General features: G+C 67.8%; 21 protein-coding genes and 2 pseudogenes. 13 read left to right on the forward strand and 10 right to left on the reverse strand.

Annotated features, from left to right (window positions below; genetic code table 11):
• The first annotated feature begins 162 nt into the window (after positions 1–162).
• Together CLV29_RS12345 and CLV29_RS12350 are read left to right on the forward strand one after the other, a co-directional pair.
• The gene (locus CLV29_RS12345; protein WP_208292944.1) at positions 163–660 is read left to right on the forward strand and encodes a P-loop nucleotide/nucleoside kinase family protein; all 498 of its coding nucleotides are present in this window, start codon (positions 163–165) and stop codon (positions 658–660) included.
• Positions 661–785: 125 nt separating this feature from the next.
• Positions 786–1,349, forward strand: coding sequence for a GNAT family N-acetyltransferase (locus CLV29_RS12350; RefSeq protein WP_133755380.1), 564 nt, complete (start codon positions 786–788; stop codon positions 1,347–1,349).
• Between the two features lie 65 nt (positions 1,350–1,414).
• Here the strand turns inward: CLV29_RS12350 and CLV29_RS16555 are convergent, their stop codons facing one another.
• The 4 genes and pseudogenes from CLV29_RS16555 to CLV29_RS12365 all read right to left on the reverse strand — a co-directional run bounded on the left by CLV29_RS16555 (position 1,415) and on the right by CLV29_RS12365 (position 4,387).
• Positions 1,415–2,026 (reverse strand): IS5 family transposase, encoded by a 612-nt coding sequence (locus tag CLV29_RS16555; protein ID WP_341799762.1) that lies wholly within the window; start codon positions 2,024–2,026, stop codon positions 1,415–1,417.
• Positions 1,920–2,312: pseudogene (locus tag CLV29_RS17230) on the reverse strand (IS5 family transposase); the annotation flags it as partial. The gene CLV29_RS16555 and the pseudogene CLV29_RS17230, both read right to left, overlap by 107 nt.
• Positions 2,313–2,357: 45 nt before the next feature.
• Positions 2,358–3,947 (reverse strand): solute symporter family protein, encoded by a 1,590-nt coding sequence (locus CLV29_RS12360; RefSeq protein WP_133755382.1) that lies wholly within the window; start codon positions 3,945–3,947, stop codon positions 2,358–2,360.
• A complete protein-coding gene (locus tag CLV29_RS12365) occupies positions 3,944–4,387 on the reverse strand; it encodes a DUF485 domain-containing protein (protein ID WP_133755383.1) in 444 nt (147 codons plus the stop codon). Before CLV29_RS12365 ends, CLV29_RS12360 begins: the two co-directional genes overlap by 4 nt.
• A gap of 142 nt (positions 4,388–4,529) precedes the next feature.
• Between CLV29_RS12365 and CLV29_RS12370 the strand changes: the two genes are divergently transcribed.
• Positions 4,530–4,934 carry an NUDIX hydrolase gene (locus tag CLV29_RS12370; RefSeq protein ID WP_243831922.1) on the forward strand — a complete coding sequence of 135 codons (405 nt, stop codon included), beginning with the start codon at positions 4,530–4,532 and terminating at the stop codon, positions 4,932–4,934.
• Between the two features lie 15 nt (positions 4,935–4,949).
• Here CLV29_RS12370 and CLV29_RS12375 read toward each other — a convergent pair whose 3' ends face one another.
• Positions 4,950–5,723: a FadR/GntR family transcriptional regulator gene (locus CLV29_RS12375; protein ID WP_166649258.1), complete on the reverse strand. Its 774-nt coding sequence runs from the start codon at positions 5,721–5,723 to the stop codon at positions 4,950–4,952.
• Positions 5,724–5,819: 96 nt separating this feature from the next.
• Here CLV29_RS12375 and CLV29_RS12380 point away from each other — a divergent pair, with 96 nt between their 5' ends.
• The 3 genes from CLV29_RS12380 to ddaH all read left to right on the forward strand — a co-directional run bounded on the left by CLV29_RS12380 (position 5,820) and on the right by ddaH (position 8,655).
• The gene (locus tag CLV29_RS12380) at positions 5,820–6,593 is read left to right on the forward strand and encodes an MFS transporter (RefSeq protein ID WP_279586494.1); all 774 of its coding nucleotides are present in this window, start codon (positions 5,820–5,822) and stop codon (positions 6,591–6,593) included.
• A complete protein-coding gene (locus CLV29_RS12385) occupies positions 6,590–7,804 on the forward strand; it encodes a M20 family metallopeptidase (RefSeq protein WP_133755387.1) in 1,215 nt (404 codons plus the stop codon). Before CLV29_RS12380 ends, CLV29_RS12385 begins: the two co-directional genes overlap by 4 nt.
• A gap of 71 nt (positions 7,805–7,875) precedes the next feature.
• Complete coding sequence (gene ddaH, locus CLV29_RS12390; RefSeq protein ID WP_133755388.1) at positions 7,876–8,655, forward strand: dimethylargininase; 780 nt, start codon at positions 7,876–7,878, stop codon at positions 8,653–8,655.
• Positions 8,656–8,741: 86 nt separating this feature from the next.
• On the opposite strand, the gene sthA is transcribed toward ddaH, so the two are convergent.
• Complete coding sequence (gene sthA, locus CLV29_RS12395) at positions 8,742–10,148, reverse strand: Si-specific NAD(P)(+) transhydrogenase (protein ID WP_133755389.1); 1,407 nt, start codon at positions 10,146–10,148, stop codon at positions 8,742–8,744.
• 180 nt (positions 10,149–10,328) lie between these two features.
• Between sthA and CLV29_RS12400 the strand changes: the two genes are divergently transcribed.
• Positions 10,329–10,880: a GNAT family N-acetyltransferase gene (locus tag CLV29_RS12400; RefSeq protein ID WP_133755390.1), complete on the forward strand. Its 552-nt coding sequence runs from the start codon at positions 10,329–10,331 to the stop codon at positions 10,878–10,880.
• Between the two features lie 3 nt (positions 10,881–10,883).
• Here CLV29_RS12400 and corA read toward each other — a convergent pair whose 3' ends face one another.
• The 3 genes from corA to CLV29_RS12415 form a co-directional block, all read right to left on the reverse strand.
• Positions 10,884–11,864, reverse strand: a complete 981-nt coding sequence (gene corA / locus CLV29_RS12405) for a magnesium/cobalt transporter CorA (protein WP_133755391.1) — start codon at positions 11,862–11,864, stop codon at positions 10,884–10,886.
• Positions 11,865–12,009: 145 nt separating this feature from the next.
• Complete coding sequence (locus CLV29_RS12410) at positions 12,010–12,399, reverse strand: PPOX class F420-dependent oxidoreductase (protein WP_133755392.1); 390 nt, start codon at positions 12,397–12,399, stop codon at positions 12,010–12,012.
• 180 nt (positions 12,400–12,579) lie between these two features.
• Entirely contained in the window at positions 12,580–13,494 is a 915-nt protein-coding gene (locus CLV29_RS12415; protein ID WP_166649259.1) for a DMT family transporter, read from the reverse strand.
• 159 nt (positions 13,495–13,653) lie between these two features.
• On the opposite strand from CLV29_RS12415, the gene CLV29_RS12420 reads away from it, so the two are divergent.
• The gene (locus tag CLV29_RS12420; protein ID WP_208292946.1) at positions 13,654–14,274 is read left to right on the forward strand and encodes a trimeric intracellular cation channel family protein; all 621 of its coding nucleotides are present in this window, start codon (positions 13,654–13,656) and stop codon (positions 14,272–14,274) included.
• A 157-nt stretch (positions 14,275–14,431) separates the two neighbouring features.
• Here CLV29_RS12420 and CLV29_RS12425 read toward each other — a convergent pair whose 3' ends face one another.
• Complete coding sequence (locus CLV29_RS12425; protein ID WP_133755394.1) at positions 14,432–15,355, reverse strand: oxidoreductase; 924 nt, start codon at positions 15,353–15,355, stop codon at positions 14,432–14,434.
• Positions 15,356–15,441: 86 nt separating this feature from the next.
• Here CLV29_RS12425 and CLV29_RS12430 point away from each other — a divergent pair, with 86 nt between their 5' ends.
• From CLV29_RS12430 to CLV29_RS12450, 5 genes and pseudogenes are all read left to right on the forward strand, one after another.
• Entirely contained in the window at positions 15,442–16,128 is a 687-nt protein-coding gene (locus CLV29_RS12430; protein WP_133755395.1) for a TetR family transcriptional regulator, read from the forward strand.
• 26 nt (positions 16,129–16,154) lie between these two features.
• Entirely contained in the window at positions 16,155–17,978 is a 1,824-nt protein-coding gene (locus CLV29_RS12435; protein ID WP_133755396.1) for a DEAD/DEAH box helicase, read from the forward strand.
• A gap of 227 nt (positions 17,979–18,205) precedes the next feature.
• Positions 18,206–18,907 carry an SAF domain-containing protein gene (locus tag CLV29_RS12440; RefSeq protein WP_133755397.1) on the forward strand — a complete coding sequence of 234 codons (702 nt, stop codon included), beginning with the start codon at positions 18,206–18,208 and terminating at the stop codon, positions 18,905–18,907.
• Positions 18,907–19,677 carry a CpaE/TadZ family protein gene (locus CLV29_RS12445; protein ID WP_133755398.1) on the forward strand — a complete coding sequence of 257 codons (771 nt, stop codon included), beginning with the start codon at positions 18,907–18,909 and terminating at the stop codon, positions 19,675–19,677. Before CLV29_RS12440 ends, CLV29_RS12445 begins: the two co-directional genes overlap by 1 nt.
• Positions 19,674–20,738: pseudogene (locus tag CLV29_RS12450) on the forward strand (TadA family conjugal transfer-associated ATPase); the annotation flags it as partial. The gene CLV29_RS12445 and the pseudogene CLV29_RS12450, both read left to right, overlap by 4 nt.
• Positions 20,739–20,763 lie beyond the last annotated feature (25 nt).

Genomic DNA, 20,763 nt, shown 5'->3' on the forward strand with positions numbered 1-20,763 from the left:
CCCTGATCTGGTCCCGCGGATCCCGGTTCGATCCGTAGCCGGTACGACAAACTCCCCGGCCACCCAAAGGGAGACCGGGGAGTTCGTCGTCCATCGAGATGGCCTAGGGCGTGTCTCCTAAATGGGCACGCAGCCATTGCGGCAAAAGAGGATGTCCGCAGAGTGACCCCGACGGTAGTGTCAGGCGGCGTGACTCACGTCGTGTTCATGTGCGGCCCAGCGGGTGCAGGCAAGTCCACCGTGGCCCGGGCGCTTGAGGCAGACGGCTTCGTGCGGCTGTCGTTCGATCAGGAGGCCTGGGACCGCGGGCTTCGCGCCATGCCATTGCCGACGGCTGAGCACGCGGAGATCGAGGCACGCCTTCGACAGAGGCTTGTTGACCTGGTGACCGACGGCCGCGACGTCGTGCTGGACTTTTCGTTCTGGTCCCGCCACATGCGCCAGCGCTGGCGTGACCTCCTCGAACCCCTGGGCGTGGTCCCTGAGACGTTCTACCTCGCAGCGGATCGACAGACGTGCCTGGACAGGATCGCGGCGCGGAACCTGGCACACGGGGACGACTTCACGCTTGCCCCGGACCTTGCGGCCTCCTACTTTGACAGCTTCGAGCCGCCGACCGAGGACGAGGGACCGTTGCGGATCATCGCGGTCTCGAGATGACGTGCGCGCCCCGCGGCATTTTCGTACGTCGCACCTCTCGTCCAAAGTCCGGGGGCGGCTCACGCCCACTGCGGCGCTCCACAGCAAGGTTCCGTGCGACTGCCCCCGTCTGAGAGCGTGGCCACATGGGGACGACGCCGTATACGGACAAGCCGACATTGCGGGGTGAACTGGTGACCCTTCGCCCGATCCGGGCGGACGATGCCGACGCTATCGACGCAATCCTTCGTGCTGATGACGATGTGGCGATACTGACCGGGTCGGTGCACTCCAGCAGCGAGCAGTGGAGGGGCATGCCGCTGGATCGGCTCCGCGAGATCTACGGGGCGTGGGCTGTCGCTGACGACCGGCTTGTGCTCGCCATCATTGACAACGAATCCGGCGAACTCGTCGGCGAGGCAGTCCTCAACGACTGGGACGAGGGCAACGAGTCCTGCGGCTTCCGCACCTTCATCGGCACAGCCGGCCGCGGCCGCGGCCTCGGCACCGAAGCGGCCCGGCTCATCGTCGAGCACGGCCTCACCACGATGGGCTTGCACCGCATCGCCCTTGAGGTCTACGACTTCAACCCGCGCGCCCGCCACGTCTACGAGAAAATCGGCTTCGTTCACGAAGGAACCGGCCGAGAGGCGCTGCGCTTCGACGACCGGTGGATAGACGTGCACTACATGGCCATCCTCGCTGGCTGACGGCCGGGCTCGACACGCGCAGATTACGTCCGTACATCGGCATGTGCGTGAAACCACGCCCGCGGTCATCTTCGCTCGGTGAGGGCCGGGAGCCAGAGAAGGATCGCCCGCAGTAGGACAGCGGCGCGGTAGGTCGAGGCGAGCTTGTCGTACCTGGTCGCCAGGCCACGCCACTGCTTGAACCGCTCGAAGCTGTTCTCGATGACGTGTCGCTTGGCGTACTTGCCCGGATCGGTCTGCGTCGGGTGCCCGCCACGAGACCCGCGACGTTTCCGGTTTGCCTGCTGGTCGCGAGGCTCAGCGAGCACAGCCTTGATCCCTCGACTGCGCAGCAGGGCGCGGTGGGCCCGGGAGGAGTAGGCCTTGTCCGCCATCACCGCATCAGGGGTGGTGCGAGGACGCCCCGCCCCTTCGCGGGGCACCCGCACCGCAGCGAGCAGGTGCGGGAACATCTTCGAGTCGCTGCCTTGCCCCGGCCCGACCGCGATGACCATGGGGCGTCCCTTGCCGTCGCACAGCTGATGGACCTTCGTCCACAAGCCCCCGCGTGATCGTCCGATCGCATGATCGACCGGCTCGAGCATCTGCATCATGTAATTCGATGGAGCCCCCCGCGAGGCGACTGGTGTTCGTCGCGTGCTGGTGGGCGCGTGCGATCGTGGAGTCGACCGCAACATCCCAATTGATCTCGCCCGCGGCGTCTGCCCTGGTCAACAAGGCGGTCAGGACCTCGTCCCACGTGCCGTCGGCGGCGAAGCAGCGATGGCGCTTCCACACGGTCTGCCACGACCCGAACTCCGCCGGCAGGTCACGCCAGGCGATCCCCGTCCGATAGCGGTAGATGATCCCCTCCACCACGAGTCGATGATCCCGGAACCGGCGACCCCGCCGCCCGTCCGAGGAAGGCATGAAGCCCTCGATCAGTCCCCACTCGGCATCCGAGAGCACCTGCCTCGGCGACATGCGATCACCCTGGCCGACGCAGGCCGCGGATTTGGGAGACACGCCCTAGTGGTCGGAGGCACCCGCAGCGTTGGCACCGGTGAAGGAGCGGACCTCCATCTCGGCGGCCTTGGCGTCGTGATCGGCCTCGGGCTTGGAGGCCAGGGTGCCGATGATGCCGAGGAGGAACGCCAACGGGATCGACACGATGCCGGGGTTCGACAGCGGGAAGATCGCGAAGTCGACATTGGGGATCATCGACTTCGGACCACCGGAGACCGAGGGCGACAACAGGATCAGCACCACGCAGCTGATCAAACCGCCGTACATCGACCACAGGGCACCGGTGGTGTTGAACCGGCGCCAGAACAGCGAGAAGAGGATGGTAGGCAGGTTGGCGCTGGCCGCGACCGCGAAGGCGAGGGCGACCAGGAAGGCCACGTTCTGGCCCTGGGCCGCGATGCCACCGCCGATCGACAGCAGACCGATCACGACCACGGTGATCCGAGCCACCTTCACCTCATTGGCCGAGGACTCCCCGTTCTTGATCACCGAGGCGTAGATGTCGTGGGCGAAGGAGGTCGCGGCAGTGATCGCCAGACCGGCGACCACGGCGAGGATGGTGGCGAAGGCGATCGCCGAGATGATCGCCATCAACACCGGTCCGCCGATCACCAGCGCCAGCAGCGGTGCGGCGGCGTTCTCCCCACCCGGGGTGGCCGGATCGCTCAGCAGCTCCGGCCCGACCAGGGCGCCGGCACCGAAGCCCAGGACCAGGGTGAACAGGTAGAAGACACCGATGATCCAGATCGCCCAGACCACGCTGCGCCGGGCCTCCTTGCTGGTCGGCACGGTGTAGAAGCGCATCAGCACGTGCGGCAGTCCGGCCGTACCGAGCACCAGCGCCAGACCCAGGGAGAGGAAGTCGATCGGGTTCGCATAGCGCAGACCCGGAGCCAGGATCGCCTCACCGTCGGGGGAGTTGGCCACCGCCTGGTCAAGCAGGGTGCCGAAGTTGAAGCCGAACATGGCCAGCACGACGATCGTCAGGATGCCGGCACCGCTGACCAGCAGCACCGCCTTGATGATCTGCACCCAGGTGGTGCCCTTCATCCCGCCGACGATCACGTAGAAGATCATCACCACACCGACCACGGCCACCGTGGCTCCGGTGGCGAACCGGCCGCTGAAGCCCATCAACAAGGCCACCAGGCCACCGGCACCGGCCATCTGGGCGATCAGGTAGAAGAAGCAGACGGCCAGGGTGGCGATGGCTGCGGCCATCCGTACCGGTCGCTGCTTCAGCCGGAAGCTGAGCACATCGGCCATCGTGAAGCGACCGGTGTTGCGCAGCAGCTCGGCGACCAGCAACAGGGCCACCAGCCAGGCCACCAGGAAGCCGACCGAGTAGAGGAAGCCGTCGTAACCGGCCACGGCGATGGCGCCGCAGATGCCGAGAAAGCTGGCGGCGGACAGGTAGTCGCCGGAGATCGCGATCCCGTTCTGCGGCCCGGAGAAGGACCGGCCACCGGCGAAGAACTCGGTGGAGGAGACCTGCTTCTTCGAGACCCGGAGGACGATCGCCATGGTCAGCACCACGAAGGCGCCGAAGACGATCATGTTGATCACCGGGTTGATCTGGTCGATGACGTTCATGCCCGACCCTCCTCGTCATTGTTCGGCCGCACGGTGGGCGGAGTCGGGGCGGATGGCCCGGCGGTCGTCGGCTGGTCGAGGGCGGCGTCGGCCTCCACGGCCTCCTCGGTCTCGGCCTCCATGTGCTCGCGCAGGGCGGCCGCCTGCGGGTCGTACTTCTTGTCCGCCCAGGAGCGGTAGACCATCGTGATCGCGAAGGTGGTGACGAACTGTCCGAGGCCGAACAGGAAGCCGACGTTGATCGAACTGCCACCCACCGACTGGGCGAAGAACCCGGGCGCGAAGCCGGCGATCAACACATAGGCGAGGTACCAGATGAGGAAGAGAGCGGTCAGCGGGGCAATGAAGCTGATGAATGAACGGCGAAGCGCGCGGAACTCCGGTGACTGTTGCACCGCGAGACTGCGCTCGGCGATCAGGTCATCGTCGTCGATGGCCATCGGGTCTCCCAGGGGTCGGGGTACGCCGAGAGGTGGATCCCTCGGCGCTGAGGACCGTTCAACCGTAGCGGTGAGCTACGTCACTGACCAGCACCATCCATCGATACCGCGAGGATCAGTCCGGGAGCGGCAGAATGTCGCTGTGGCCCGGGTCGAGATCGTCGTCAGTGCAGTGGTGCTGACCGATGACCGGGGCCGGATCCTGACGGTACGCAAGCGCGGTACGCAGCGATTCATGCTGCCCGGTGGCAAACCGGAGGCGGGGGAGAGTGCCCTGGCGGCGGCGGTACGCGAGTGCGCCGAGGAATTGCGGGTCGAGCTGGCGGCCGACTCACTGCGGGAGTTGGGCGTCTATGCCGCACCGGCGGCCAATGAAGCCGACACCGAAGTCCGGGCGACGGTCTTCGAGCATCCGCAGCCCTGGCAGCTGCCCTTGGCGCCGGCGGCCGAGATCGTCGAGCTACGGTGGCTGGATCCCGGCGCCACGCTGCCCGATGATCTTGCACCTTTGCTGTGTGAACAGGTGCTGCCGGCACTGCGGGATTGAGCGGCGCCGCCGGGCTCAGGCCGATTCGCCCGATCGAGTGGAGGAGGTGGAACTGGGAAGCCGGGTCAGTAGTTTGCTGAACTGGGCATGGGATTCCCGCAGATGCCGGGCCATCGCCTCCCGCGCCGATTCCGGGTCATGATCGTTGACGGCAGCGACGATCGGAGCATGATCACGACGCAACACCTCACCGTGGTCGGAGCCGTAGACCTCGTCCCAGTCGCTGTCCAGCCAGAGCACGTTCAGGTCGCCGAACATCTGTGCCCGGGCGGCGGCGATCGCCTCGGTGAGCACCGGATTGCCGGCCGCGGCAGCGATCCGCAGATGCAGCAGGGTGTCGGCGCGGTGATAGCTGGCGAGATCGTCCGAGGGCAGCGCCAGGGTCTCGGCGAGCTCGGTCAGGACCAGCTGGTCGGCGCGCTCGGCCGCCAGCCCGGCAGCGGCCGGTTCGACCATCGCTCGGTACTCCATGTGATGGTCCAGTGACTGCCGGAAGGTGCTGATCAAGGAGCTGCGTTCGGCTGCCGACGGCAACTGGGCGACCACCCGGGTGCCACCGGTGCGTCCCAGGGTGGTCTCCACCAGACCCTCCTCGGCCAGTTCCCGGACGGCCTTGCGGACGGTGTTCCGGCTGACCTCAAGAACCGCGGCCAGTTCCCGTTCGGTGGGCAGGCGGCGGTCGGGGCTGAATCCACCCAGCATGATCCGCCGACGCAGGACCCCGGCCACCTCCTGGTGCGAGGGTCCGGACCGGGCCCGGACGCCCAGCGGCAGCAGTTCGGAGTCCATGGGCCTCAGCCTACTGATTTCCAACAGGTAACAGCTTCGGCGAACCCTTGCCAGCAGGCCGTACCTCGGGCGTAGGTTGACTCCCATCGGATTTGGATCTTCGCCGTCGAGAGCGCCCCGCCCCGCCGACGTGCCCTGTTCGGTTCCTTCACCCAGATGGGCAGCGGACTCGGCGCATTCATGACCTCCGGTGCGTTCAGCCTGCTCGGTCTGCTCGGTGACGAGGCAGTCATGGCCTGGGCCTGGCGGGTACCGTTCCTCGCCTCCGCGGTGCTGATCGTGGTCGGTCTGCTGATCCGTCACCAGCTGCCGGAGACCGAGGCGTTCACCGAGGAGGTCGCCACCTTCTTCTCCGCCTATGGCGCCGACGCCCTGCAGTTGAGCACCACCACGATCGCCAATGCCGGTATGGGGGCTTCGGTGATCGCCGTCGTCTGCACGCCGATCGCCGCGATCGTCGCCGATCGGTACGGGGTACGTGCGGTCACCCTGGTCGGCCTCGTGCTGCACCTGGTGGTGGCGGTGCCGATCTTCCTGCTGCTGTCGCACGGGACTGCCCTGACCTTCTACCTGGCCTGCAGCCTGGGCATGTTCGTCAGCACCATCGCCTACGCCACCATCGGTACGCTGGTCGCCGGCTGGTACCCCGCCGGCGTCCGGCAGACCGGCGTCTCCCTGACCTATCAGCTGACCGGGGTGCTGGGTGGCCTGGTGCCTGCCTCGGCGCAGTCGCTGTCGATCGCCAGCAGCAACGGCTGGACCCTGGTGCTGGTGCTCTTCGTGGTGATGTCGGCGATCAGCCTGTTCGCGGTGGCGATCCGGCGTACCCCGTCCCAATTGGTCACCGATCCCGAGGGGGCAACAGCATGATCAACTCCGCTGCGTACCACCGTCAGCTCGATGCCATGATCGAGTCCCTCGGTGGTGAACTGATCGGACTGAGCACCCGGATCCACGACCTGGCCGAGACCGGGTTCGAGGAGCAGCGCTCGGCCGCTGGCGTCGCCGAACTGCTGCACCGGCACGGACTGTCGGTCGAGATCGGGGTCCACGGATTGCCGACCGCGGTCGAGTCCCGGGTCGGTGTGGGTGGACCGCGGGTGGCGTTGATGGCCGAGTACGACGCCCTGCCCGGGATCGGTCATGCCTGCGGGCACAATGTGATCGCCGCTTGCTCGATCGGTGCGTACCTGGCACCGGCGTCGGTACTGCAGGCCGGCGGGCCCGTGGGCACGGCCGTACTGCTGGGAACCCCGGCCGAGGAGAACGGGACCGGCAAGGAGATCATGGCCCGCGAAGGTGCCTTCGACGGGATCGACGCGGCCTTCATGATCCACCCGACCGGGGGACTGGACACCGTCGGCGGGAGCAGCCTCGGCCTGCGGGAGGTCGAACTGGTCTTCACCGGACGGGCGAGTCACGCCGCGGCCGCTCCCGAACAGGGACTGAACGCCCTGGATGCTGCCGTGGCGACGTATCAGGGGATCAACGCCCTGCGTCCCGGGCTGCAGGCAACCGATCGGGTGCACGGGATCATCACCGAGGGAGGGCTGCGGCCGAACATCATCCCCGAACGGGCGGCGCTGCACTACTACGTCCGTTCGGCCGGTGTGCAGCAGTTGCTGAGCATCTCGAAGAAGCTGGAAGCGGTGGCCCGGGGTGCGGTGATCATGACCGGCACCGAGGTCGAGGTGATCTGGGACCGCAACCCCGCGTGCGTACCGATGCAGCCCAACGATGCACTGAACGGACGTTTCACCGACTGGCTGTCCGAGCTCGGCCGTCAGGTCGGCGAACGCCCGCCGGGTTCGCCGATGGGCTCGACCGATGCCGGCAATGTCAGTGTGCGGATCCCCACGATCCACCCGATGCTGGCCATCGCCGATGCCGAGGTCAGTCCGCACACCGCCGAGTTCGCCGTCGCCGCGCGGACACCCCGGGCGGAACGGACGGTCCTCGACGGTGGGCGGGCGCTGGCCCACATCGCCCTGGACTATCTGCTGGATCCGGATCTGCGTACCGCCGCGGCCGTCGACTTCGACCAGGCCCGGACACCTGAGGTCGAGGAGCTGATCCGATGACCGAGCCTGCAGCACGGCGGCGCAGTGATCGGCTGCTGTCTACCATGATCACAAGCAACTCGAGGAGAATCATGTCCACCGCCCCTGATCACCCCTACATCCTGGTCCGGCGGCCTGCTGCCAGCCTGAACGACGGCATCGTCACCTTCCGTGATCGGGAGCCGATCGACCTGGACCTGGCCGCCAAGCAGTGGGAGGCCTATGTCGGGATCTTCGCCGAACACGGTTGGGGGATCGTCGAGGTACCGGTGGCCGACGACCTGCCCGACTCGGTGTTCGTCGAGGACGTGGTCGTGATGTTCGACGACTTCGCCGTGATCACGAACCCGGGTGCGCCGGCCCGCAATCCCGAGACCGATGCGATCCCCGCTGTCCTGGACGAGCTGGGGATCGAGCACACCAAGATCAACGATCCGGGCACCCTGGACGGTGGGGACATCCTGAAGATCGATCGGATCGTCTATGTCGGGCTCACCGGCACCACCAACGCCGAGGGCATCGCCCAGTTGCGCGCAGCGGTCGAACCCCGCGGTTTCGAGGTACGTCAGGTGCCGGTGACCAAAGCCCTGCACCTGAAGAGCGCGGTCACCGCCCTGCCCGACGGCACCGTGATCGGTTATGCACCGGTGGTCGACGACCCCTCCCTGTTCGACTCCTTCCTCGCCGTCCCCGAGGAACCGGGTTCGCATGTGGTGGTACTCGGCCCCGACGAGGTGATGATGTCGGACCAGGCCCCGCGTACCGAGGCGCTGCTGGCCGACCGCGGCCTCAAGATCAACACCGTCGGCATCTCCGAGTACGAGAAGCTCGAGGGCTGTGTCACCTGTCTGTCGGTACGGGTGCGTCGCTGAGCTCTCCCCCATCTGTTCCGCAGCAAACGCACCTCAACGGTTGTCTGAGCTGCGTTTGCTGCGGAACGGATGCAGGGTGGCGGGCCTCACTGCTGGAGGCGTTGCACCGCCCGCAGTTTGTTCGCCGCGTCCAGCGCCGCGACCTTGTAGGACTCGGCCAGGGTCGGGTAGTTGAACACCGTGTCCACCAGGTAGTCGATCGTGCCGCCGAGGCCCATCACGGTCTGACCGATGTGCACCAGCTCGGTCGCATTGGTGCCGAAGACATGCACGCCGAGCAGTTTGCGGGTCTCGGAGGAGACGATGATCTTCAGCAAGCCGTAGGAGTCGCCGAGGATCGCACCACGGGCGAGCTCGCGGTAGCGGGCCACGCCGACCTCGAAGGGGACCGAGGACTCGGTCAACTCCTCCTCGGTGGCCCCGACATAGCTGATCTCGGGAATGGTGTAGATACCGATCGGCTGCAGCTCACCCAGTTCGTCCTGCACCGGTTCGCCGAAGGCGTGGTACGTCGCCCGCCGCCCCTGCTCCATCGAGGTGGCGGCCAGAGCGGGGAACCCGATCACATCACCGACGGCATAGATGTGGTCGACCGCGGTCTGGAAATGATCATTGACTTCGATCCGGCCACGTTTGTCGGCGCCGAGGCCGGCCTTGTCCAGGTCCAGGGACTCGGTCACACCCTGACGGCCCGCCGAGTACATCACCGTGTCGGCCGGGATCTGCTTGCCGCTGGCCAGACTCGTGACCGTACCGCCGTTGAATCGTTCGACCGATTCGACCGTCTCGTTGAAGCGGAACGTCACCGCCAGGTCGCGCAGCTGGTACTTCAGTGCCTCGACGATCTCGGTGTCGACGAAACCGAGCATCTCGGGACGGGACTCGACGACGGTGACCTTGCTGCCGAGGGCGGCGAACATGGAGGCGTACTCGATGCCGATCACACCGGCGCCGACCACCACCATGGTCCCCGGGATGGTGTTCAGCGACAGCACCTGGTCGGAGTCGACGATCTTCTCCCCGTCGAACTCGACGCTGTCCGGCCGCGCGGGTTTGGTGCCGACCGCGATCACGATCTTGGTCGCCGTCACCTTCCGGTCGGTGCCGTCCTCGTCGTTGATCGCGACGGTGTGTTCATCGATGAAGCGTCCCGTACCGGGCAGCATCGTCACGTGGTTGCGGGAGAGCTGGTTGCGGATCACGTCGATCTCCCGGCCGATCACGTGATGGGTACGCGCCGACAGGTCACTGACGGTGATGTCCTGCTTCAACCGGTAGGAGTGGCCGTACAACTCCCGCTGGTTCAGTCCGGTCAGGTAGAGGATGGCCTCCCGCATGGTCTTGGAGGGGATGGTGCCGGTGTTGATGCAGACCCCGCCGACCATGTGCTTCTTCTCCACGATGGCGACCGACTTGCCGAGTTTCGCCCCGGCGATGGCAGCCTTCTGCCCGCCGGGTCCTGATCCGATGACAAGCAGGTCGTAGTCGGTCATGGCCACAGTCTGCCGAAGAAGCTCCGCCCGCGGGCGGGTTGGCGGGATCTGGTCGCCGAACGCTGGACAGACCTGGGAGTGAGCGCACCGCCGCCGACCAACTTCGCCGAGCAGACGCCGGGCTCGACCTGCGGGAGGCGCTGCGCGGCGCACAGCCGACCGGGGTTAGGCTCGGATGCCGTGGGTTGGGGTGCCGAGGTGAGGACCGAGCGGCTGCGGTTGAACCGGCCGCGGGTCGATGACATCGCAGCGCTGCACGCGATCTACAGCGATCCGGCGGTGTGGACCCATCTGCCGAGCATGCGCTTCACCGCCGTCGAACAGACCCAGATGACGGTCGTCGACTGGATCCGCGGCTGGGAGGACAACGGACTGGGGCCCTGGATGGTACGCACCCTGGACGATCCGCAACTGCTCGGCCACTGCGGCTGCACCAACAAGACCGCGTTCTGGAATCTCGGCTACCGCTTCGCCCCGGCGGCCCAGGGGTACGGCTACGCCAGCGAGGTGGCGCGGCTGGCCATCGAGCGGGCACACCAGCTGCGACCGGACCTGCCGGTGATCGCGTACCTGGTCGAACACAATGTCGCCTCCGCCCGGGTCGCGGAGCGGGTCGGGCTGCAGCTGCGGCATCGGGGCCCCGACAAGGGCAATCCCGATCCCGAGGCGATCAGGCTGATCTATTCCGACCGGCGATTGACCGCGGCCGAACTGGCCGCGGCCCGGCGTTGAGGATCACAGCCACCCGGAGCGTTTGAAGAGCACGATCAGGCCGAGTGCGGAGGCCAGCATCAGCCCCAGCGCCATCGGGTAGCCGAAGGCCCATTCCAGTTCGGGCATGTGGGTGAAGTTCATCCCGTAGATCCCGGCGATCAGGGTCGGTACGACCACCAGCGCCGCACCGGCCGAGATCTTGCGCATGTCCTCGTTCTGCTGCACCGAGATCCTGGCCAGGTGGGCGTCGAAAGCGCTGGACAGCAAGGACTCCAGGCCCTCCACGGTGTCGGCCACCAGGTTCAGGTTGTCGGCGACATCGCGGAAGAACGGGGCCGAGCGTTCCGACATCCCCGGCACCGAACTCGTCGCCAACCGGCGCAGCGGTTCGCGCAACGGGTAGACCGCGCGCCGCATCTCCTGCAGCTCGCGTTTGAGGACGTAGATCCGGTTGGTGTCGTCCCTGCGTTGGTCGGAGAAGACCGAGGCCTCCACCTCGGTGACGTCCTCCTCCAGACCGGTCGCCACCTGGTTGTACTCGTCGACGATCCGGTCGACCACCGCGTAGAGCACCGAGAACGGGCCATGGGCGAGCACCTTCGCCTGGTCCTCCAGGGCGTGCCGGGCCGATTGCAGTTCCGCACCCTGGCCGTGGCGTACCGACAAGACGAAGTCGGGGCCGACGAAGACGCTGACCTCGCCGGTTTCCACCGCATCGGCCGCGTCGACGTACCACAGCGTCTTCAGGCACAGCAGCAATACGTCACCGAACTGCTCCAGCTTCGGGCGTTGATGGGCCGACAGCGCGTCCTCGACCGCCAGCGGGTGCAGCGTGAACACCTCGGCGACCTTCTCCAGTTCCTCGGACGGGGGTTCGTACAGCCCCACCCAGGTGAAGTCACCGGATTCGGTGCCGGCGGCGCGCACGGCCGCGACATCGTCGCGCGGGCAGTCGAGGGCGACCTTCTCCCCGTTGCGGTACAGGGCGCATTCGACGATCACTCTCGCAGGGTAGTGGGTCGGCCACCGTCGGGCGGTGAGCTGAGGCCGGCGCAAAGGGTGGCTTCGGCACGAAGGGTCGATATTCGGCCACTGCTGCCATATACGGCAGCAGTGGCCGTATTCCGACCGCAAATGCCGAAAGCCCTCAGCCCTTCTTCTCGTGCACCCGGGTCGGGGTGAGCCGGATGATCACCCGCTGGGCGCCGGGCGGGTCGGCCGGCCAGGCCTTGCCGGTGTACTTCTGTGCGAGGTCCTGGATCAACTCGCCGGGGTCGTCGACCACCTCGGCGGTGCCGCGGATCTCGGAATACCGGAACGGGCTGTCCGGGTCGACCAGCAGCACACTCACCCGCGGATCCCGGGCGATGTTCTTCGGCTTCTGTCGGCCGGCGACGCTGGAGAAGATCACCGTTTCCTCGTCGCGGGCCACCCACATCTCGGTCAACTGGGGTGAGCCATCGCTGTTCAGGGTGGCCAAGGTGGCATAGGTCGGTGCATCCAGCAGCGCACGGGTCCAGTCCGGGATCGCGGTCATCGATGTACCTTTCGCAGAGGGTGGAGCTCGAGGCTACTGCGGGTTCCGGCGGCTGCTGTGGCGTCTCGGCGGTCGCAGGGTGGTGCTCGGTGGTCGCAGGATGGTGTCTCGGTGGTCGCAGGATGGTGTCTCGGTGGTCGCAGGGGTTTGTCCTCACACGCTGGACTTTGGGCAGGACTATCAACGGGGTGACCGGGCGGCCGTTGCAGCGGCGCTGCTCCGGGTCGCCGCGGCGACTCCGGCCACGGCGATCAGCAGACCGATCAACTCCCGGGCGTTCAGGGTCTCACCCAGCACGATCCAGGAGAGCAGGGCGGTCACCGGCGGCATCAGGAAGAAGATGCTGGCCGCCGCGCCCGGGCCGCGGGTGCGGACCAGGATGCCGAGCAGCCCGAGCCCGACGATCGAGTTGAACACCGCGATGTAGAGCACCATCGGAATCGCCACGGTCGGGTCGAGGACGATCCGGGCCGGGTCGGTGCCCTCCACCAGCATGGCCACCACGAACACCGGTGGTACGGCCACGGCGAACTGCACCGCGGCGCCCCACAGGGGATCGACCGGTTCGGCGCTCGACCGCTGGCCCAAGGTGCCCAGGCTGAGCCCGAGCACGCTGACCACGGCCAGGACGATCGAGGCGACTCCGCCGACTGCGCCGACATCCGGCCCGAGCACCACGATCACCCCGCACACTCCGACGGCGAATCCGACCACCTGCAGTTTCGACAGCCGCTCCCCGAGCAGCAACGCTGCCAGGACGGCGGTCAGCACCGGGCTGAGGGAGTGGGCCAGTGAGGCCAGGGTGCCGCTGAGACCGGCGTCGAAAGCCAGGTACATCGCGCCGAACTGGACCGCGTTCAACATCACACCGGCGAAGATCAACTGCGACAAGGTGCGTTGGCTGATCCGTCGGGGTCGCCGCAGAGCCAGGGCGAGACCGGCTGCGAGGACCGCCGCCACGGCGAAACGTGCGGCCACCAACATCAGCGGTGACATCGCAGCGGTGCCGATCGGTCCGGCGAGGTAGCCCGAGGACCAGATCAGCACGAACCCCGCTGCCGGCAGCAGCGGGAGTCGACCGGTCGTGGGCGCCACCTCGCTGACGCTAGCCGAGTCCTCGGCGCCCGACCCACCGGGTCCCGGCGGGGGAGCGACAGCGCCCGGATGCGGTGTCCGGCTGTCGGAGCGGCCGAGCCTCGCGGGCGGTGCCGAGACGGATGGCCAATCCGCTGCCCGAACAGCACACTGGTGGCCGTGGAAGCGGCAGAGACGGCACTGACGGCGATCGGGATCTTCGCCTTCGCCCTGTCCGGCGCGCTGATGGCGGTACGCAAGGACATGGATGTGGTCGGCATGTTCGTCCTGGCGGCGATCACCGCCGTCGGTGGCGGGGCGTTGCGGGACCTGCTTCTGGGGTTGCCGCCGGCCGCCCTGCGTTCCTCCTGGTGGTGGATCCTGATCGCCTTGGCCACGGCGGTGGTGTTCTTCTTCCACCTCGCGGTCGATCGGCTCCGGCGGGCGGTGCTGGTCTGCGACGCCGCCGGGCTCGCGGTCTTCTGCACCACCTCCACCACGATCGCCCATCAGGTCGGTATGGGCCCGGCGGAGTCGGTGTTGATCGGCGCGATCGGTGGCTGTGCCGGGGGCGTCCTCCGCGATGTGCTGGCCGGTGAGATCCCGTCGGTACTGCGGAAGGGCACCACGCTCTACGTGCTGCCGGCGCTGCTGGGCTGCGCGATCGTGGTCGCGGTCCGCTCGGCCGGGTACGAGGGGGTGGCGGCGATGATCGGCGCCAGCATCTTGATCATCGTCCTCCGCCTGCTCTCGCTGTGGCGTGGCTGGCAGGCGCCGTCACCGAAGGCGAGCCGGGGCTGAACGCGGCCGGCGGGCCCGGCCCCCGATCGCAACAAGGGCCGGGTCGCGACAAGACCCAAGTCGCCGCAAAGGCTCGCAGCGAAGGCCAAGTCGCAACGGAGTCCGGACGCCCCTGGGCCGGTCGACCGGGGTCATCCCCGGCCGCCGGATGCCCCGATCAGGCGGGAACCACCTCGCGCAGGCTGGTCCCGGTCAGCTCCTCCGAGACCTTCCACAGCCGCCGGGCGACATCGAGGTCGAGGGCCTGCTTCGGCGGCCGGACGACCACCGGTGCGCCGGTCATCTCGCCGAATCCGGAGGGACCGTAGTAGGCGCCATTGAAGGCCTCGGGATCGACCGCGGCCCGCAGCATCGGCTCGGCCCCCTCGGCCGCGCTCTGGCTGGGCAGCAGATCGCTCAGGCTGCCGAGTCGGGACAGCACTCCCGGTCGGGACCCCGGGCCGTTCTGGATCAGCGAGGTACGGGCGAAGCCCGGGTGCGCGGCCAGCGCCAACAGGTTCCAGTCGCGGTACTCGCTGAAGCGGGCGAGTTCGCGGGTCATCAGCAGGTTCGCCAGCTTCGACTGCCCGTAGGCGGCAGTCGGGCGGTAACGCCGCTGCCACTGCAGATCGTCGAAGTGGATCCGGCCGCGGTTGGCGGCCAGGCTCGACATGGTCACCACCCGGGCGGCATCGGAGTTCCGCAGTTTCGGCAGCAGGCCCAGGGTGAGGGCGAAGTGACCGAGGTGGTTGCCGCCGAACTGCACCTCGAAACCGTCGGTGGTCTGCAACCGGTCCGGCGGTGTCATCACCCCGGCGTTGTTGATCAGGATGTCGAGACCGCGCGAATCGGCCCGCTCCTCCTGCGTGAACGAATTCACCGAGGCCAGGTCGGAGAGGTCGAGTCGGCGTACCTCGATCCGGGCGTCGGGGTGATCGGAGCGGATCTCGGCGGCCGCGGCCTCACCCTTGTCCGGGGTGCGTACCGCCAGCACCACCTCGGCGCGGGCGCCGGCCAGGGCGCGTGCCGCTTCCTTGCCGGTGCCGCTGTTGGAGCCGGTGATGACGATCCGTCGGCCGGTCTGGTCGGGGAGCTGGTACATGGTTTCTCCTGTTCGGTGGATGTGCCCAACGATAAGAGACCGATGGTCTGTTATCAAGAGAACGCCGGTCTGTAATATTTGTGACGATGACGACATTCAAGCGAGCCCGCAGCCCCGAGCAGCGTGCCGAGCGGCGGGAGATGATCCTGGCCACCGCCGACGACCTGCTGGACGAGTACTCGGTGTCCGAGCTGAGCCTCAACCTGCTCGCGACCCGGACCGGCCTGGCGAAGTCGAATGTCCTGCGCTACTTCGACTCCCGTGAACATGTCCTGTTGCAGTTGATGCTGCGGCTGTGGGACGACTGGCTCGCCGCCCTCGACCGCGGGGCTGACAGCGGCTCGATCGAGGAACGCGAGCGGCGGCTCGCACGGACCTGGGCCCATGAGCTGGCAGTCCGGCCGAAGTTCGCCGAGCTGCTGGCGGTGCAGGCATCGGTGCTGGAGCGCAATGTCTCACCGGAGGCGGTGACCGAGTTCAAGCGCGGGGTGCACGAGCGCTTCGGCAAGCTGGTGGCCTGGGTACGCGGGCACGTACCCGAGCTCACCGAGGAGCAGGCGCAACGATTCAGCGTCGGCGCGTCATTGCTGGCCGGAGCGCTCTGGTCGGCCGGCAATCCCTCGCCCGTGCTGGAGCAGGTCTATCGCGACAACCCGGACCTGTGTGCGTACCGGATCGATTTCGAACCGGCCCTGGGCGAGCAGTTGCTGGCCCTGATCCGGGGTGTGCAGGGCTCGAACACCGGGACGGAAAACGGCGCGGAATCGCATTGAGGGCGCACAGCGACTACCGTTGACCGGTGAACACTGAGCATTCCGAATCCTCGGCCAGCACGTTCGCCGAACTCGGGCTCGGTGAATCTGTCCTCCAAGCACTCTCCGATGTGGGGTACGAGACCCCCTCGGCGATCCAGGCCCGGACCATCCCACCGCTGCTCGAAGGCCGCGATGTGGTCGGCCTGGCGCAGACCGGTACGGGCAAGACCGCGGCCTTCGCGCTGCCGCTGCTGGACCGGATCGACCCCAAGGCCAAGGGCGTGCAGGCACTCGTCCTGGCACCCACCCGCGAGCTCGCGCTGCAGGTCTCCGAGGCCTTCGAGTCCTACGCCGGACACAGCCGCGGGATCAAGCTGCTGGCCGTCTACGGCGGTCAGGGGTACGGGGTGCAGCTCTCGGCACTGCGCCGCGGAGTGCAGGTTGTGGTCGGTACGCCCGGCCGGGTGATGGACCACCTCGACCGCGGCACCCTGGACCTGTCGAACCTGCGGCACCTGGTGCTGGACGAGGCCGACGAGATGCTGAACATGGGCTTCGCCGAGGATGTGGAGAAGATCCTCGCCGACACCCCGAGCGACAAGCAGGTGGCGCTGTTCTCGGCCACCATGCCGCGGCAGATCCGCAAACTCGCCGAGTCCTATCTGCACGACCCGGTGGAGATCACCGTCGAGTCGAAGACCAAGACCGCCGACAACATCGCCCAGCGCTACCTGGTCGTCAGCTTCCCGCAGAAGGTGGATGCGCTGACCCGGATCCTGGAGGTGGAGAACTTCGACGGCGCGATCGTCTTCGTCCGGACCAAGCACCAGACCGAGGAGGTCGCCGAGCGGCTTCGGGTCCGCGGCTTCTCCGCCGAGGCGATCAACGGCGATGTCGCCCAGGCGCAGCGGGAACGGACGGTCAACCGGTTCAAGCGTGGTGATCTCGACCTGTTGATCGCCACCGATGTGGCCGCACGTGGTCTGGACGTGGACCGGATCAGCCATGTGATCAACTTCGACATCCCGACCGACCCGGAGTCGTATGTGCACCGGATCGGACGTACCGGCCGGGCCGGTCGTTCGGGCGATGCGATCTCCTTCGTCACGCCGCGGGAAACCTATCTGCTGCGGCAGATCGAGCGGGCCACCAAGCAGCCGCTGACCGAGATGACGTTGCCGAATGTGGAGCAGGTCAACGAGACCCGGCTGACCCGTTTCGACGACAAGATCACCGCTGCGCTGTCCGATCCGCAGGTGGAGACCTTCCGGGACGTGATCGATCATTACGTACGCCATCACGACGTACCGGTGACCGATGTCGCTGCGGCCCTGGCGGTCGCCATGCAAGGTGACGATCCGTTGTTGCTGAACGCCTCCGACGAGATCCAGGTGGTGCCGCCGAAGAAGGAGCGGGCGCCGCGCCAGCAGCGTGATCATGAACCCGATCCGCGGGGTGGTGCGCGTACCACCTACAAGATCAACGTGGGGCGTCGACACAAGGTCGAACCCCGGCAGATCGTCGGTGCGATCGCCAATGAGGGCGGTTTGAGCCACAAGGACTTCGGCCGGATCACCATCCGGATGGATCACTCGCTGGTGGAACTGCCGGCCGAGTTGCCGAAGGACGCCTGGGAGAAGCTTGCCCGGACCCGGATCAGCGGCCGGCTGATCGAGATGCAGCGCGACTCCGGTGCCGGGCACGACGAGCGTCGCGGTGGCCGCAAGTCCTATCCCTCGCGCAGCGGTGGCCGTGACGGTGGACCGCCGCGGGCGAAGTACGGCTCGGTCAGCAAGAAGCGGGACAAGTACAACCGCGACGACCGGGGCCCGTCGGGCGGGAAGAAGCCGCGGCACAAGGGCTACTGATCGGTTGGGCTTCCCCGGCCCATCGATAGAACAGACTGTCAATTACCTGTCAGGCAGCTTCCTGCCACCCGTCTCGCCGGCCGTCGACTTGCCCGATCGCATACCGTCCCGGCAATGAATCCGAACCGACAAGCCTGTGGACAACCTGGCTGATCACTTCCCCGGGTCGCGCCGAACGCGTTCACTGACTGCATCGAGGTCGGACGAGTCGGTGCGAAGGGGCGCGCATGAGTGTCGGGGAGCGGGTGAGGCAGGCCAAGCCCCGACGCGCGCCCGAGAACACCGTCACGCCAGCGCCCCGAGCCACTGACGAACAGACGCTGCAGCCCGCCCCGGTGCGGACCCGCCGCAGCCCCCGGCTGATCGCCCTCGGCGTGCTCGCCGTCACCCTCGGCGGGTTGGGCGCCGCGGCGCTCTTCGACCGGGTGGCCGAGCAGGAACAGGTGGTCGTGGTCACCGGCGACCTGCCCCGTGGGGCGACGATCGGCGTCGAGGACCTCGGCGTGACCGGGCTGGGCTCCACGGCGTCCATCTCCCACGTACCGGCCGCGGAACTGGACCAACTGATCGGACAGACCGCGCTGATCGATCTGGCCGGCGGTTCGGTGTTGCCGGCCGGGGCGATCGGCGCCCAGGACCTCGCACCAGGGGACAGCCGACTCGGGCTCCGGTTGCTGCCCGGACGACTGCCGACCGGTCCGCTCACGCCCGGTGACCGGGTCTCGCTGATCCCGGTCCCGCCACCCAGCGGGGAGACCGAGGCAACCACCACGGGTGTGCCGATCACCGCCGTCGTGGCCTCCGCACCGACGCTGGCACCGGACCAGTCGTCCTGGCTGGTCGACGTCGAGGTTCCCGAGCGGTACGCCGGACAGGTGGCCGAGCTGGCCGCCACCGATCGGGTGGCCCTGGTCAGGGAGGGCGGCTGATGGGTGTGATCATGCTGACCTCGGCGGCCGGTGCGCCCGGAGTGACCAGCACCGCGCTGGCACTGGCCCTGTTGTGGCCCGGCGACACCGTTCTGATCGATGCCGATGGCCACCCCAGCCAGGCCGTCCTGGCGGGATATCTGCAGGGAACCGACGGCGCCGGCCGCGGGGTCACCGCGCTCGCCGGCAGCCAACGCGGACGCAGTGTCGAGCCGGTCGATCTGCTTTCCCACTGTCTGCCGCTGAGCACCGACACCCAGCATCAGCGGCTGTTCCTGCCCGGGATGCCGCGCTCGGGGGCCGGGCAGCTGTTGGTGGGTGCCTTCGAGCTGATCCTGGAAACCTTGCACGCGGTCTCCGATGCCGGGATCCAGGTCGTGATCGACGCCGGCCGCTTCGGTGCCGATGGTCCGCCGGCAGGGTTGGTCGGTCTGACCTCGACCGTGATCGTGCTCACCCGGACCAGTCTGCGGGCGCTGGCGGCGCTGCGGCTGCATCTGCCGGTGATCAGCCAACGTGCCGGGTCGGCCGGCCTGGGACTGGTGCTGGTGGGCGAGGGCCAGCCCTACACCGCAGCCGAGATCAGCGGGCAGTTCGGCGTACCCGTCCTCGGAAGGCTGGTCGACGATCCGCCGGCGGCCGCGGTCCTCTCCGACGGGGCCGACGCACCCCGCGGTTTCACCCGCGGCCGGTACGCGCGATCGCTTCGCGATCTGGTCGACCGGCTGGTCGACGAGCGGCGTTCGCTCGAACCGGAGGGTGCGCGATGAACCGACCCTTGCGCGAGGTCGCCCTGTTCCGCAGCGGGAACGACAGCCTGGCCGACCTGCCGACGGTGTTCGAACGCCACGAGATCCCGGACGCCCCGTTCACCGTCGACTGGTCCCTGGTGGTCGAACTCCGCCGTCGCGCAGCCCGGGAGTTGGCGGACCGGGTGGACAACCTGAGTGCCCATGGTGATCGGCCGATCTCGGCCGCGGACCGCCGGCGGCTCGGTGGCTCCGTGGTCCAGTCGGTCGTCCGTGAGCACGCCAATTCGCGGACCTTCAGCGGTGAGGAGTTGTGGACCGCAGCGGAGGAGGAGGCCTACATCGCCGCGGTCGGTGATGCGATGTTCGGCTACGGGCGGCTGCAGCCGTTGTTCGAGATCCCCGCCGCGGAGAACATCGAGATCAACGGACACGACAGCGTGACCGTGCAGTACGGCGACGGACGCCGGGTGCCGCATCCGCCGGTGGCCGACGACGATGCCGAGCTCGTCGACGCCATCCGGTTCCTCGGGGAACAGGCCTCCCCGAGCCGACCGTTCGACGACGCCCACCCGACGATGACCCTGGCCCTGGGGGACCGGTACCGGCTGCATGCGATCGGCTTCGGGCTGTCGTACCGGCCCTCGATCACGATCCGCCAGCACATCCTCACCGAGGTCGGACTGGACGACCTGTCGGCGATGGGCATGATGCCCCCGGAGGTCGCCGAGTTCCTGCGGTTGGCGGTGCTGGCCAGGAAGTCGATCGTCATCAGCGGGGACCAGGGTGCGGGCAAGACGACCCTGCTCAGGGCGTTGATCGATGCGATCCCGCAGGGCGAACGGTTCGGCACGATCGAGACCGACTACGAACTGCTGACCCATCTGCAACCCGGCCGGAAGAACGTGGTCGCACTGCAGGCGCGCAGCGGCATGGGGGAGCAGATCGACGGTCATCGGCTGGGAGAGGTCACCGTGGCCGACCTGTTGCCGGAGGCCCTGCGGCAGAACCTGTCCAGGATCATCGTCGGTGAGGTACGCGGGGCCGAAGCGGGTGCGATGTTCGAGGCGATGGCTGTTGGTACAGCTATCGGCTAGGGTCTAACTT

The organism is Naumannella halotolerans (assembly GCF_004364645.1).
In the GTDB taxonomy this organism is placed as follows: Bacteria; Actinomycetota; Actinomycetes; order Propionibacteriales; family Propionibacteriaceae; genus Naumannella; species Naumannella halotolerans.